Raw genomic sequence first — 13,905 nt, 5'->3', positions numbered from 1 at the left:
TGCATCAGCGTGCATAATCATCATATGACGATCAGGGTGGCAGTCGCCGGTGCGAGCGGCTATGCGGGTGGTGAGATCCTTCGGCTTCTCTGCGGGCATCCGCGCCTGCGCACCGGGGACCTCGAGATCGGTGCACTGACCGCCGGGGGCAACGCCGGTAGCACGCTGGGATCCCTGCATCCGCACCTGTTGCCGCTGGCCGACCGGATCCTTGAGGACACCACCCCCGAGGTGCTCGCCGGTCACGACGTCGTGTTCCTCGGTCTGCCGCACGGTACGTCCGGCGAGATCGCCGATGCCTTGCCGCCGTCGACGCTCATCATCGATTGCGGCGCCGATCATCGGTTGCAGAACGCGCAGGACTGGCTCGACTACTACGGCAGCGAACATGCCGGGACCTGGCCATACGGTCTGCCCGAACTGCCCGGCAACCGTGACCGACTGCGCGACGCCTCGCGAATCGCGGTCCCGGGCTGCTATCCCACCGTGTCGATTCTGGCGTTGCGGCCGGCCATCGCAGCCGGTCTGGTGGACCCGCATGTCACGGTGGTCGCGGTGACCGGGGCGTCGGGCGCCGGCCGGTCCCCCAAGGTGGATCTGCTCGCCTCGGAGGTCATCGGCTCGGCACGGGCGTACGGCGTGGGTGGCGTCCATCGGCACACCCCCGAGATCTCTCAGGCGTTGTCGGAGGCGGCCGGCACGCCGGTCACCGTGTCGTTCACCCCGGTGTTGGCGCCGATGGCGCGAGGTATCCTCGCCACCTGCACCGCGCGCACCTCCGCGTCGACTGCTGAGGTGCGGGCCGCTTACGAGAAGGCCTACGGTGACGAGACATTCGTGCATCTACTGCCCGAAGGCGCACTGCCGAGCACCGGTTCGGTGATGGGTGGCAACGCCGTCCAGCTGGCGGTCACCGTCGACGAGCGAGCCCAGACGCTGGTTGCGGTGGGCGCCATCGACAACCTGACCAAGGGCACCGGCGGCGCAGCAGTCCAATCGATGAACCTCGCGCTCGGCTGGGATGAGGCCGAGGGTCTGAGCACCGTGGGGGTGGCACCGTGACCGCAGACGATCGGATCACTCCGGGAGCCCCGCTCGACGCGCCCCGCCTCGTGCGGGCGCAGGGTGTCACCGCGCCGTTGGGATTCCGGGCGGCGGGAATCGCCGCCGGCATCAAGGCTTCCGGCGCTCCGGACCTCGCGCTGGTCTTCAACGAGGGACCGGAGTACGCCGCGGCCGGAGTCTTCACCCGCAATCAGGTGCAGGCGGCGCCGGTGCTGTGGAGCCGACAGGTGCTCACCGCCGGCCGGTTGCGTGCCGTCGTCCTCAACTCCGGCGGCGCCAACGCCTGTACCGGCCCGGGCGGCTTCCAGGACACTCACGCAACAGCCGAGGCGGTCGCCGATGCGCTCAGCAACTGGGGGACCGAGACCGGTGCCGTCGAGGTTGCGGTGTGCTCCACCGGACTGATCGGTGATCGGCTGCCGATGGATCGTGTGCTGGGCGGGGTCACCGAGATCGTGCACGAGATGGGCGGGGGACTGTCCGGCGGAACCGACGCCGCGCACGCGATCATGACCACCGACACCGTTCCGAAACAGGCTGCCCTGCATCATCCGCAGGGATTCAACGTCGGCGGCATGGCGAAGGGGGCGGGCATGCTCGCGCCCTCGCTGGCCACCATGCTGTGTGTGCTCACCACCGACGCACAGGTCGGTGCCGAGCAACTCGACGCCGCGTTGCGTCGCGCTACCGCACTGACATTTGACCGACTCGACGTCGACGGCTCGTGCTCCACCAACGACACCGTGTTGCTGCTGAGTTCCGGGGCCAGCCAGATACCGGTCGACCAGGCCGATCTCGACGCCGCGGTACTCGCCGTGTGCGACGACCTGGCCGCGCAGCTGATGGCCGACGCCGAGGGCGTCACCAAGCGCATCGTGATCACCGTGGCCGGCGCCCGGACCGAGGACGACGCCGTGACGGTCGGGCGGAGCGTCGCACGGGATTCCCTGGTCAAGACGGCGCTGTTCGGATCCGACCCCAACTGGGGTCGCGTGCTGGCTGCAGTGGGCATGGCATCGGTGACGATCGACCCGGACCGGATCGCGGTGTCGTTCAACGGGACCCCGGTCTGCGAGGCCGGCTGTGGAGTGGCCGGCGCACGCGATGTCGACCTGTCGGGTGAGGACATCGCGGTCCGCATCGAACTCGGGCAGGGAGACGCGTCGGCCAGTATCCGCACCACCGACCTCTCGCACGCGTACGTCGAAGAGAATTCGGCGTATTCGTCATGAGCGGGAAATCAGAGCTGAGCGCTCTCGACAAGGCGATGGTGCTCGCCGAGTCGTTGCCGGCACTGCAGTCACTCCACGGTGCGACCGTGGTGGTCAAGTACGGCGGCAACGCGATGGTCGACGACGACCTCAAATGTGCCTTTGCCGCAGACATGGTGTTGTTGCGCGCCTGTGGAATTCATCCTGTCGTGGTGCATGGCGGGGGACCGCAGATCTCGGCGATGCTCAAGCGACTCGGCCTCGAGGGTGAGTTCCGCGGCGGGTTCCGCGTCACCACTCCCGAGGTGATGGACGTCGCCCGGATGGTGTTGTTCGGACAGGTCGGACGTGAACTCGTCGGCCTGATCAACTCGCATGGCCCGTACGCGGTCGGTATCACCGGCGAGGACGCGCACTTGTTCACCGCGACCCGGCGAACCGTGCGGGTGGATGGTGTCGCGACCGACATCGGTCTCGTCGGCGACATCACCTCGGTCAACACCTCGGCGGTGCTCGATCTCGTGGCCGCCGGCCGGATTCCGGTGGTGTCCACCATCGCCCCGGATCGTGACGGAGTGGTGCACAACATCAACGCCGACACCGCCGCGGGTGCGCTCGCGGAGGCGCTAGGCGCGTCGCGGCTGGTGGTGCTGACCGACATCGAGGGCCTTTACACCGACTGGCCAGACCGTACGTCGCTGGTCGCGCAGATCGGCACCGACCGCCTCGCGGCGCTGCTGGGATCACTCGACGCTGGAATGGTGCCGAAGATGGAGGCCTGCCTGCGAGCCGTCACCGGAGGGGTGCGGGCGGCCCACGTGATCGACGGGCGCGTACCGCATTCGGTGATCGCCCAACTCCTGACCGAGAGCTCGACCGGCACCACCGTGACCGCCGACAACGAGGGGGAACTCGCATGACAGAACCGTTGCAGCAGCGGTGGTCGGCCGCACTGATGAACAACTACGGCACCCCGGCGATCGCGTTGACCAGTGGGTCCGGTGCCGTGGTGCGCGACGCCGACGGCAAGGAGTACCTTGATCTGCTCGGCGGGATCGCGGTCAATGCACTCGGACATGCCCACCCGGCCCTGATCGACGCCGTCACCACCCAGATGCAGACCCTGGGGCACGTCTCCAACCTCTACGTCAGTGCGCCCGCAGTGGAACTGGCCGAGCGCCTGCTCGACAAGTTCGGCCATTCCGGTCGCGTGTTCTTCTGCAACTCGGGCACCGAGGCGAACGAGGCGGCGTTCAAGCTCGCCCGGCTGACCGGTAGGCCGGAGATCATCGCCGCCGAGCGGGCCTTCCACGGTCGCACCATGGGTGCGCTCGCGATGACCGGTCAGCCGGCGAAACGTGCTCCGTTCGAGCCCATGCCGCCCGGTGTGCGGTTCGTCCCCTACGGAGATGTCGCGGCGCTCGACGCCGCGGTCACCGACCGCACCGCGGCGGTCATCCTCGAACCCATTCTCGGGGAAAGTGGTGTCGTGGTGCCGCCCAACGGTTTCCTCGCCGAAGCGCGGCGGATCACTTCCGAACGCGGAGCGCTGCTGATCTTCGACGAGGTGCAGACCGGAATCGCACGTACCGGCGCGTTCTTCGCCCACCAGTCCGCAGGCGTGGTACCCGACGTGATGACCCTGGCGAAGGGGCTCGGCGGCGGGTTGCCGATCGGGGCCTGCATTGCCACCGGTCGCGCCGCCGACCTGTTCGAGCCGGGCCAGCACGGCACCACCTTCGGTGGGAATCCGACGTGTACGGCTGCGGCGCTTGCGGTTCTGCGGGTCATCGAGGAAGAGGGGCTCGTCGATCAGGTGGCCGCGGTGGGCAAATCGATCGCGACGGGCATCGAGGAACTCGATCATCCACAGGTGTCCCATGTGCGCGGGGCGGGTCTGCTGCTCGGTGTCGTGCTGCGCAACCCGCTCGCCGCGCGGGCCGAGAGGGCCGCGCGTGACGCGGGATTCCTGATCAACGCGCCCGCGCCGGATGTACTGCGGTTGGCGCCACCGCTGATCCTCACCGAAGAACAGGGGGCAGGCTTCGTCGCCGCTTTGCCCGCGATCCTGGACCAGGCGGCCGCAGACGAGCAGGGGGAGTAGGAATGACGAGGCACTTTCTGCGTGACGACGACCTGTCGCCGGCGGAGCAGGCCGAGGTGTTGGCTCTGGCCGCCGAGCTCAAGGCATCGCCGTTCGCACAGCGGCCCCTCGAGGGGCCGCGCGGGGTGGGGGTGATCTTCGACAAGAACTCGACCCGTACCCGCTTCTCTTTCGAAATGGGGATAGCGCAGCTCGGCGGGCACGCTGTCGTCGTCGACGGCACCACCACCCAACTGGGGCGTGACGAGACCATCGAGGACACCGGGCGGGTGCTCTCGCGATTCGTCGATGCGATCGTGTGGCGGACCTTCGGTCAGGACCGCCTCGAGGCGATGGCATCCACGGCGACGGTGCCGGTGATCAACGCGTTGTCGGACACCTTCCATCCGTGCCAGGTACTCGCGGATCTGCAGACCATCATCGAACGCAAGGGGCCCCCCGCCGGCTTGGCGATGACCTACCTCGGCGACGGCGCAAACAACATGGCCCATTCGCTGGCACTCGGTGGCGTCACCGCGGGGATGCATGTGACCATCAGTGCGCCAACCGGTTTCGAGCCGGCAGCCGAGGTGCTGGAGGCGGTTCGGGCGCGTGCCGAGCAGGCCGGCGGCTCGGTGCGGGTCGTCGCCGACCCGGCGACCGCGGTGGCCGGCGCCGATGTGCTGGTCACCGACACCTGGACATCGATGGGTCAGGAGACCGACGGGAAGGATCGCAAAGGACCCTTCCGGCCGTACCAGATCAACGACGAGCTGCTGGCACAAGCTGACCCCGGCGCCATCGTGCTGCACTGTCTGCCCGCACACCGCGGCGAGGAGATCACCGACGCCGTGATCGATGGCCCGGCCAGCGTGGTCATCGATGAGGCGGAGAACCGGCTGCACGCCCAGAAGGCGCTGCTGGTCTGGTTGTTGAGGCAGTGATGACCGCAGAACGCACTCCCACGGCCCGGTCGGCAGCCCCCTCGTCCCGCCTCACCGCGGGCGAGACCCGGCTGGCGGCGACCAAGGCCGGACGGCACGCGCGCATCGTCGATCTGTTGGCCGCCCACCAGGTACGAAGCCAAGCCGAACTGCAGCACCTGCTCGCCGACCAGGGCATCGAGGCCACCCAGGCGACGCTCTCCCGGGATCTGGACGAACTCGGTGCGATCAAGTTACGCGGCGCCGACGGCGGCATCGGTCGCTACGTGGTCCCAGAGGACGGGTCGCCGGTGCGCGGCGTCTTCGGCGGTACCGACCGTCTCTCCCGACTGCTGGCGGAGTTGCTCGTGTCCACCGACTCCAGTGGCAATCTGGCTGTGCTGCGGACCCCGCCCGGCGCCGCCCATTACCTCGCCAGCGCCATCGACCGCGCGAGCCTACCCGACGTGGTAGGCACGATCGCCGGGGATGACACCATCTTCGTGGTGGCCCGGGAACCGATCGACGGTGCCGAACTCGCCCGACGAATCGAGGGCCTCGTGTAACCACGCGGCCCGTTCCGGACAGCTTCAGATAGTGGCCACGCGCCACAGCCCACAAGAGAACAATCAACTCACAACGCGCCACGAGCGGGAGGACGCCCGCGCCGGCGCGCAGCACACAGAGGAGACAAACACATGGCGGAACGCGTCGTACTCGCGTACTCGGGAGGTCTCGACACCTCGGTCGCGATCAGCTGGATCGGCAAGGAGACCGGCAAGGAGGTCGTCGCGGTTGCCCTCGACCTCGGCCAGGGCGGCGAGGACATGGATGTCGTCCGTCAACGTGCGCTGGACTGCGGTGCGGTGGAGGCCGTCGTCGTCGACGCACGCGACGAGTTCGCAGACGAGTACTGCCTGGCGACGATCAACTCCAATGCGCTCTACATGGATCGTTATCCGTTGGTCTCGGCGATCTCACGCCCGCTGATCGCCAAGCACCTCGTCACCGCCGCCCGCAATCACGGCGGCACCGTCGTGGCCCACGGATGCACCGGCAAGGGCAACGATCAGGTGCGTTTCGAGGTGGGTTTCGCCACCCTGGCTCCCGACCTGCAGGTCCTGGCACCGGTCCGCGACTACGCGTGGACGCGTGAGAAGGCGATCAGCTTCGCCGAGGAGAACGACATCCCGATCAACGTCACCAAGAAGTCGCCGTTCTCGATCGACCAGAACGTGTGGGGCCGAGCAGTGGAGACCGGGTTCCTCGAGGACCTGTGGAACGCGCCCACCAAGGACGTCTACGACTACACCGACGACCCGACCATCAACTGGAACTCGCCCGACGAGGTCATCATCACCTTCGAGAAAGGTCGCCCGGTCGCCATCGACGGCCGTCCGGTCAGTGTCCTCGAGGCCATCCAGGAACTCAATCGCCGCGCCGGTGCACAGGGTGTCGGCCGTCTCGACGTCGTCGAGGACCGACTGGTGGGCATCAAGAGCCGTGAGGTCTACGAGGCCCCCGGCGCCATGGTGCTGATCCGCGCCCACGAGGAACTCGAACATGTGACGTTGGAACGAGAGCTGGGCCGCTACAAGCGGCACACCGACCAGAAGTGGGCCGAACTGGTCTATGACGGACTGTGGTTCTCTCCGTTGAAGCGGTCGTTGGACGCTTTCGTCGCCTCCACCCAGGAGCACGTCAGCGGCGACATCCGCCTCGTCCTGCACGGCGGGCACATCGCGGTCACCGGCCGGCGCAGTGGTGAGTCGCTCTACGACTTCAACCTCGCCACCTACGACGAGGGCGACAGCTTCGACCAGTCCGCCGCACGCGGATTCGTCGAGCTGCACGGCCTGTCCTCGAAGATCGCGGCCAAGCGAGATCTCGACCTGTGAGCTCGCACGGCACCAACGAGGGCTCGCTGTGGGGCGGTCGGTTCGCCGACGGACCCGCCGCCGCCATGGCCGCCCTGAGTAAGTCCACTCACTTCGATTGGGCGCTGGCACCTTTCGACATCGAGGCGTCGATGGCGCATGCGCGGGTCCTGCATCGCGCCGGCCTGCTCAGCGACGCGGACCGTGCGGCGATGCTCGCCGGGTTGTCGCAGCTCGCCGCCGACGTCGCCGACGGCACCTTTGTCCCAGCACAGAGTGATGAGGACGTGCACGGAGCGCTCGAGCGCGGGCTGATCGAGCGGGTCGGGCCGGAGCTCGGCGGGCGTCTGCGCGCCGGTCGTTCACGCAACGATCAGGTTGCCACGCTGTTCCGGATGTGGCTGCGCGCCGCGATGCGTCGTGTGGCCCTTGGCTTGCTCGATGTCGTCGACGCCCTGGCCGACCAGGCCGAGTCGCACCCGGACGCGGTGATGCCGGGTAAGACGCATCTGCAGGCCGCGCAACCGGTTCTGCTGGCGCATCATCTGCTCGCACACGCGCACCCATTGCTCCGCGACATCGATCGGCTGGCCGACGCAGACCGGCGAACCGCGGTGTCGCCGTATGGTTCCGGCGCGCTGGCCGGGTCATCACTGGGACTGGATCCGGCGGCGATCGCGACGGACCTGGGGTTCGACCGCGCGGCCGAGAACTCCATCGATGCCACCTCGTCGCGCGATTTCGCCGCTGAGGGAGCCTTCGTTTTGGCGATGATCGGGGTCGATCTGTCCCGGCTGTCCGAAGAGATCATCCTGTGGAGCACACCGGAATTCGGGTATGTGACGCTTGCTGACGCCTGGTCGACGGGCAGTTCGATCATGCCGCAGAAGAAGAACCCGGATGTCGCCGAACTCACTCGCGGCAAGTCCGGCAGGCTCATCGGAAACCTAACCGGTCTGCTCGCGACGCTGAAGGCCCAACCGTTGGCCTACAACCGCGATCTTCAGGAGGACAAGGAGCCGGTATTCGACTCGGTGGCCCAGTTGGACCTGCTGCTACCGGCGATCACCGGCCTGGTCGCGACGCTGGAGTTTCACACCGACCGCATGGCCGAACTCGCCCCGGCTGGTTTCACCCTGGCCACCGACATCGCTGAATGGATGGTGCGCCAAGGAATTCCGTTCCGGGTAGCGCACGAGGTGGCCGGTGCGAGTGTTCGTGCCGCCGAGGAGCGCGGAGTCGGCCTGGCCGATCTCGACGATGCCACGCTCGCGTCGATCAGCCCCGATCTCCGGCCGGAGGTGCGTGAAGTGTTGACCGTCCGGGGTTCCATCGAATCACGCAACGCCCAGGGCGGGACGGCCTCGGTTCAGGTCGCCCGTCAGTTGTCCGATGTCCGCGCCGACGTGGCCCGGCGGCGCGCCGAATGGTCGAGAGGCGTGGAGACGCCAACCATCTGAGTACGCTGATGACGCCGCCCGCGGGGAGGTCGGTACAGTGACGTGCATCACGTGAACGACTACGGGAGGGGAACGACGTCATGGTGGGCCTACCCGCATTGCCCGACGTCGGCGCCGCGGTGGACCGGGTTCTCGCCACCGCGCAGAACGGCCTCGAGGTGCTGCGTTTCGGCGGACTCGACACCGGAACCGAGCCGGCGCCGTTCAACGTGGTGGAGACATCGAAGATGTTCCGGCTCCGCCGGTATTTCCCGGACACCCCCAGCACCGGACCGCAGATTCTGCTCGTCCCGCCGATGATGGTGTCGGCCAACGTTTATGACGTGACCGAACACAATGGTGCGGTCTCGGTGCTGCATCGGGCGGGGATCACCCCGTTCGTGATCGACTTCGGCTCACCGGACTCCGAAGAGGGCGGCATGGAGCGGACCCTCGCCGACCACATCGTGGCCGTGAGCCGTGCCATCGACCTGATCATCGAGTCCAGTGGGAAAGACGTCCATCTCGCGGGTTACTCGCAAGGTGGCATGTTCGCGTATCAGACCGCGGCGTATCGCCAGTCCACGGGCATCGCGAGCCTGATCACCTTCGGTAGTCCGGTCGATGTGCTCGCGGCGCTGCCGCTCGGGCTGCCGCCGGCCCTGGTGGTCCCGAGTGCCGAGATCCTCGCCGACAAGGTGTTCAACCGTCTGTGGGTACCCGGCTGGATGGCTCGAGCCGGATTCCAGCTGGTCGACCCGGTGAAGACCGCGCGCAGCCGGATCGACTTCCTGCGCAAACTACACAACCGGGACGCGTTGCTGCCGCGGGAGGACCAGCGGCGCTTCATCGAGGCCGAGGGGTGGGTCGCGTGGTCGGGCCCGGCGGTCGCGGAACTACTCCGGCAGTTCGTGGTGCACAACCGGATGATGTCGGGTGGGTTCGTGATCAATGGAGACCTGGTTTCACTCACCGAGATCACTTGCCCGGTACTGGCTTTCGTAGGTGAGGCCGACGACATCGGTCAGCCTCAGGCGGTACGTGGAATACGCCGCGCGGCACCGGCTGCCGCCGTCTTCGAGTCCCGCGTACCGGTCGGACATTTCGGTTTGGTGGTGGGTAGTACCGCAGGGGCACATACCTGGCCGACCACCTCGGACTGGGTGTTGTGGCAAGCCGGACTCGGCGAACGTCCGCCGCTCGTCGAGGACATGACCGACGACGATGATCCGCACGGCTCGGGCGTGAGCCTGTCGTCGCGGATCACCCACGGGCTCGGCTCACTGGCAGACGCCGGCGGTGGCGTCTCGCGCGAACTGCTGGTGATGGCCAACTCGCTGCAGCGCACCACGCGGGCAGTGGCACAGGAATCGGTGCGCACCGTGCCGCGCCTGTTCCGGCTCGGCCAGATCCAGTCGGGTACCCGGATCTCGCTCGGAAAGTTGATGTCGGAGAACTGCAAGCGTGCACCCGAGCAGGAACTGTTCCTGTTCGAGAACCGTGTGCTTTCCCATGCGGACGTCAACACGCGAATCGACAACGTGGTCGCCGGCCTCGTGTCTTGCGGGGTGCGGCCGGGCCAGCACATCGGCGTGCTGATGGAGACGCGCCCCAGTGCGCTGGTGGTGGTGGCGGCCTTGTCACGACTCGGCGCGGTCGCCGTCATGCTCGCCGCCGATGGCGACATGCGGGAGATGCTGCGGCTGGCCGACGCTTCGGTCGTGGTCACCGACCCAGGACATCTGTCGGAGGCGTCCGGTGTGTGCGACCGGGTGTTGGTGCTCGGTGGCGGCAGTGGCGGGTCGCGGTCGATCTCCGAGGCGGACGGCACATCGGTGATCGACATGGAACAGATCGATCCCGCCGAAGTGGTGATGCCCACGTGGTATCGACCGGACCCCGGTCTGGCCGGTGACCTCGCGTTCATCCTGTTCACCCGCAGCGCGGGTCAGTTGGCTCCGTGGCCGGTGACCAACCATCGGTTCGCGCAGTCGGCATTCGGAGCGGCATCGGCGGCGGGTCTCACCGATCGTGACACCGTGTACTGCCTGCCGCCGCTACATCACGCATCCGGCCTGCTCACCACGCTCGGCGCCACCGTGGTGGGGCGGTCACGGATCGCGCTGTCCAACGGAATAGATCCTGACACCTTCACCGCCGAGGTCAACCGCTACGGGATCACCGTGGTCTCCTACACGTGGACGATGATGCGGGAGATCGTGCGCGCCGAAGGGTTCCGCATCAACCAGCACAACCCGATCCGGCTGTTCATGGGTTCGGGAATGCCGGTGGGACTGTGGGACGACGTCATGGAGCATTTCCCCCGCGCACGCGTGCTGGAGTTCTTCGCCACCGCGGACGGCTCGGCGATTCTCGCCAACGTGTCCGCGAACAAGGTCGGGTCGATGGGGCGTCCGCTGCCGGAGACGAACCCGCTGGAGGTGGCGGCCTATGACCTCGCCGCCGATCGGCTCGTGATCGATGACCATGGTTTCGTCCGCAAGGCTGCGGTGGGCGAGCCTGGGCTGCTTCTGGCCCGCGCCCGGCATCGATTCGACACTTCGGCGACAGTGCTACGCGACGTCTTCACCCCTCAGGACCGGTGGGAGGTTTCCGGACATCTGTTCGTCCGCGACGTCGATGACGATCTGTGGTTCCTGGGGTCGCTGGACAACATCATCCGAACCTCCGACGGCCCGGTGTTCATCCCGCCGATCGAGGCGATCCTGTCGCAAATGGAACCGGTCGATCAAGCGGTTGCCTATGGAGTCGGTGCGCCGGGCCGGCAAGTGGCGGTAGCCGCGTTGACGCTACGCGCAGATCACCCGGCGGAATCCTTGACCGTGACCCAATTGCGCATTGCCCTCGGCGAATTCGTCGCCGAACAGCGTCCCCATCTGATCCACCTGGTCGATGAGATTCCCGTCTCCGACGCCTACCGCCCACTGTCGTCCGGCTTCGCGCAACGCGGTCTACCGCGACCGGGCTCGAAGGTGTGGTACCGGGACAGCGAGGGGCGTTATCGCAGGTACACGCGGTCGGCGGCGGCGACGATGGGGTGGTCGGTACAAGCCGGCGCCGGTGGCAACGCCCCGGCTGCCAGTGATCACTGAGGTCAGCGCGGCGGGCGATAGAGTGAAGCCCTAGTACACGGTGAACGACGAGGGGACTGCGCGGACATGGCGACACGAGCCGAATCCATCGATCCGATCACGCGGGAGCGGCTGGTGTGCCCGCAGGATCGTGGTCCGCTGCTCGATGCCGGCGATGAGTTGTACAACCCACGGCTGCGGGTGGCCTACCGGATCGATTCCGACGGCATCCCGGTCATGCTCGCCGACGAGGCGCGTGCCGTGGCCGACGACGAACACGCCCGGATCACCGGCGACGCATCCGGGTCTGTCTGACCTGTGGGTAGGTGATCGCGACGGACCGCCCAGGTGACAGGATCGAGTCGTGAGTACCGAGACGTCTGACCGGCCGACGACCGACATCCTCTCCGAACTCGAGTGGCGTGGCCTGATCGCGCAGTCGACCGACCTCGACGATCTCCGCGCTGAGATCGCGCGCGGACCGATCACCCTGTATGCCGGATTCGACCCGACGGCATCGAGCCTGCACGCCGGACACCTCGTCCCACTGCTCACGCTGCGCCGGTTCCAGGAGGCGGGGCATCGACCGATCGTGCTGGCCGGTGGCGCGACCGGACTCATCGGTGACCCACGCGATGTCGGCGAACGCGCGATGAACGCACCTGACACCGTGGCCGACTGGGCCGACCGGATCGGCGGACAGCTGCGCCGGTTCGTGAGCATTGACGACTCGCCCACCGGCGCATTGGTGGTCAACAACCTCGACTGGACTCAACAGCTCAGTGCCGTCGAGTTCCTCCGGGACCTGGGCAAGCACTTCTCCGTCAATGTGATGCTGGCTCGCGACACCGTCAAGCGCCGGCTTGAGTCGGACGGAATGAGCTACGCCGAGTTCAGCTACCTGCTGCTGCAGTCCAATGACTTCGTGGAACTCAACCGCAGGCACGGATGTGTACTCCAGGTCGGTGGTTCCGATCAATGGGGAAACATCGTCGGCGGTGTCGATCTCGCGCGCCGACTGGACGCGACGTCACTGCACGGGATGACGGTGCCACTCGTCACGTCGTCGGACGGCAAGAAGTTCGGGAAGTCCACCGGCGGCGGCAGCCTGTGGCTGGACCCGGAGCTGACCAGCCCATATGCCTGGTATCAGTACTTCGTGAACACCGCAGACGCCGACGTGGTGCGGTACCTGCGGTGGTTCACCTTCCTCGGACGAGACGAGATCGACGACCTCGCGCGGGCTACCGAGGAAACGCCGCACCTCCGGCTCGCGCAAAAGCGTCTGGCCGCGGAGATGACCACGCTGATCCACGGCGCCGCGCATACCGCCGCCGCCGAATTGGCCAGTCAGGCTCTGTTCGGTAGGGCTGAATTGGCTGATCTCGATGAGGGCACGCTCGCCGCGGCCGTGGGTGAGACCACGGTCGCCGATTACGCGGGAACGAGCCCCACACTGGTGGAGCTGCTCGTCGACACGGGTTTGTCCGAGAGCAACAAGGCGGCGCGCCGTGCGATCGGTGAAGGCGGCGCATACGTCAACAATGTGAAGATGAGCGACGCGGATTGGCGGCCGGAGGCAGGCGATTTACTACACGGTCGCTGGTTGGTGATCCGCCGAGGCAAGAAGAGTTTCGCTGGAGCACGCGTAGTCCTCTGACCAGGCGATTTGACGCGTTGTTCTCGTCTGTGTAACTTAATCGACGCACCGCAGAGAGCAACTTCCCGGAGCCGACAGGAACCGGGCAGAAGCAGAGTGTCCGAACCTAGCCGTTTCGGAACATTGCGGAGCCGGCCAGGGGTCCGGGACGCAAAGACTTGCGCACCGGAATCCGACCGGGTAGGCTAGAAGAGTTGCCTCGGAGACGAGAGTAACACTTCTGAACATCAGCTCGCAGATGAACGCCTCTTAGAAGGGGACGTATCAGCGGGTGTGTGTTCTTTGAGAACTCGATAGTGTGTTGATGGATTGTCTGATGCCATTTTTTGTGGCATTGGTTTTGTGGATGTCCTGCACTCCTCGTGTGTGGGATGTCTGTGGAGTTTTTTGCCAGTTTTTTGGATTGTTTTTGTCAGGTTTTGCTTTCCTGATTGTGTTGAAACTTTTTGGTTTCAGTGTTTTTTCATGGAGAGTTTGATCCTGGCTCAGGACGAACGCTGGCGGCGTGCTTAACACATGCAAGTCGAACGGAAAGGCCCAGCTTGCTGGGTGCTC

11 protein-coding genes and 1 rRNA gene are annotated in these 13,905 nt (G+C 66.6%); all 12 read left to right on the top strand.

Annotated elements, in window-relative coordinates:
- The first annotated feature begins 24 nt into the window (after positions 1 to 24).
- The gene (argC, locus tag ACIGKQ_RS00060) at positions 25 to 1,062 is read left to right on the top strand and encodes an N-acetyl-gamma-glutamyl-phosphate reductase (RefSeq protein ID WP_235723065.1); all 1,038 of its coding nucleotides are present in this window, start codon (positions 25 to 27) and stop codon (positions 1,060 to 1,062) included.
- On the top strand, positions 1,059 to 2,297 hold the full coding sequence (gene argJ / locus ACIGKQ_RS00055; RefSeq protein ID WP_235723064.1) for a bifunctional glutamate N-acetyltransferase/amino-acid acetyltransferase ArgJ: 1,239 nt from the start codon (positions 1,059 to 1,061) through the stop codon (positions 2,295 to 2,297). The genes argC and argJ overlap by 4 nt, the downstream gene beginning before the upstream one ends.
- Positions 2,294 to 3,196, top strand: a complete 903-nt coding sequence (argB, locus tag ACIGKQ_RS00050; RefSeq protein ID WP_235723063.1) for an acetylglutamate kinase — start codon at positions 2,294 to 2,296, stop codon at positions 3,194 to 3,196. Before argJ ends, argB begins: the two co-directional genes overlap by 4 nt.
- The gene (locus ACIGKQ_RS00045) at positions 3,193 to 4,380 is read left to right on the top strand and encodes an acetylornithine transaminase (protein WP_396571877.1); all 1,188 of its coding nucleotides are present in this window, start codon (positions 3,193 to 3,195) and stop codon (positions 4,378 to 4,380) included. The genes argB and ACIGKQ_RS00045 overlap by 4 nt, the downstream gene beginning before the upstream one ends.
- A 2-nt stretch (positions 4,381 to 4,382) precedes the next feature.
- On the top strand, positions 4,383 to 5,303 hold the full coding sequence (gene argF, locus ACIGKQ_RS00040) for an ornithine carbamoyltransferase (RefSeq protein WP_235723061.1): 921 nt from the start codon (positions 4,383 to 4,385) through the stop codon (positions 5,301 to 5,303).
- Complete coding sequence (locus tag ACIGKQ_RS00035) at positions 5,303 to 5,848, top strand: arginine repressor (RefSeq protein ID WP_235723060.1); 546 nt, start codon at positions 5,303 to 5,305, stop codon at positions 5,846 to 5,848. The genes argF and ACIGKQ_RS00035 overlap by 1 nt, the downstream gene beginning before the upstream one ends.
- A gap of 132 nt (positions 5,849 to 5,980) precedes the next feature.
- Positions 5,981 to 7,180, top strand: coding sequence for an argininosuccinate synthase (locus ACIGKQ_RS00030; RefSeq protein WP_235723059.1), 1,200 nt, complete (start codon positions 5,981 to 5,983; stop codon positions 7,178 to 7,180).
- Positions 7,177 to 8,619 carry an argininosuccinate lyase gene (argH, locus tag ACIGKQ_RS00025; protein WP_235723058.1) on the top strand — a complete coding sequence of 481 codons (1,443 nt, stop codon included), beginning with the start codon at positions 7,177 to 7,179 and terminating at the stop codon, positions 8,617 to 8,619. Before ACIGKQ_RS00030 ends, argH begins: the two co-directional genes overlap by 4 nt.
- Positions 8,620 to 8,699: 80 nt before the next feature.
- Entirely contained in the window at positions 8,700 to 11,711 is a 3,012-nt protein-coding gene (locus tag ACIGKQ_RS00020; RefSeq protein ID WP_235723057.1) for an AMP-binding protein, read from the top strand.
- A 66-nt stretch (positions 11,712 to 11,777) separates the two neighbouring features.
- On the top strand, positions 11,778 to 12,005 hold the full coding sequence (locus ACIGKQ_RS00015; protein ID WP_235723056.1) for a Trm112 family protein: 228 nt from the start codon (positions 11,778 to 11,780) through the stop codon (positions 12,003 to 12,005).
- 49 nt (positions 12,006 to 12,054) lie between these two features.
- Positions 12,055 to 13,350 (top strand): tyrosine--tRNA ligase, encoded by a 1,296-nt coding sequence (gene tyrS, locus ACIGKQ_RS00010; protein WP_235723055.1) that lies wholly within the window; start codon positions 12,055 to 12,057, stop codon positions 13,348 to 13,350.
- 462 nt (positions 13,351 to 13,812) lie between these two features.
- Positions 13,813 to 13,905, top strand: a 16S ribosomal RNA gene (locus tag ACIGKQ_RS00005); the annotation flags it as partial.

Origin of the sequence: Gordonia sp. NPDC062954 (assembly GCF_044543825.1) — a bacterium.
Lineage (GTDB): Bacteria > Actinomycetota > Actinomycetes > Mycobacteriales > Mycobacteriaceae > Gordonia > Gordonia tangerina.
Note: the sequence above shows the minus strand (reverse complement) of the source record. Positions and strands in the feature narration are given on the sequence as shown.

Coding starts and splice junctions, on each gene's coding strand:
- argC (WP_235723065.1), top strand. CDS start 25: ATGACGATCAGGGTGGCAGTCGCCGGTGCGAGCGGCTATGCGGGTGGT.
- argB (WP_235723063.1), top strand. CDS start 2,294: ATGAGCGGGAAATCAGAGCTGAGCGCTCTCGACAAGGCGATGGTGCTC.
- ACIGKQ_RS00045 (WP_396571877.1), top strand. CDS start 3,193: ATGACAGAACCGTTGCAGCAGCGGTGGTCGGCCGCACTGATGAACAAC.
- argF (WP_235723061.1), top strand. CDS start 4,383: ATGACGAGGCACTTTCTGCGTGACGACGACCTGTCGCCGGCGGAGCAG.
- ACIGKQ_RS00035 (WP_235723060.1), top strand. CDS start 5,303: ATGACCGCAGAACGCACTCCCACGGCCCGGTCGGCAGCCCCCTCGTCC.
- ACIGKQ_RS00030 (WP_235723059.1), top strand. CDS start 5,981: ATGGCGGAACGCGTCGTACTCGCGTACTCGGGAGGTCTCGACACCTCG.
- ACIGKQ_RS00020 (WP_235723057.1), top strand. CDS start 8,700: ATGGTGGGCCTACCCGCATTGCCCGACGTCGGCGCCGCGGTGGACCGG.
- ACIGKQ_RS00015 (WP_235723056.1), top strand. CDS start 11,778: ATGGCGACACGAGCCGAATCCATCGATCCGATCACGCGGGAGCGGCTG.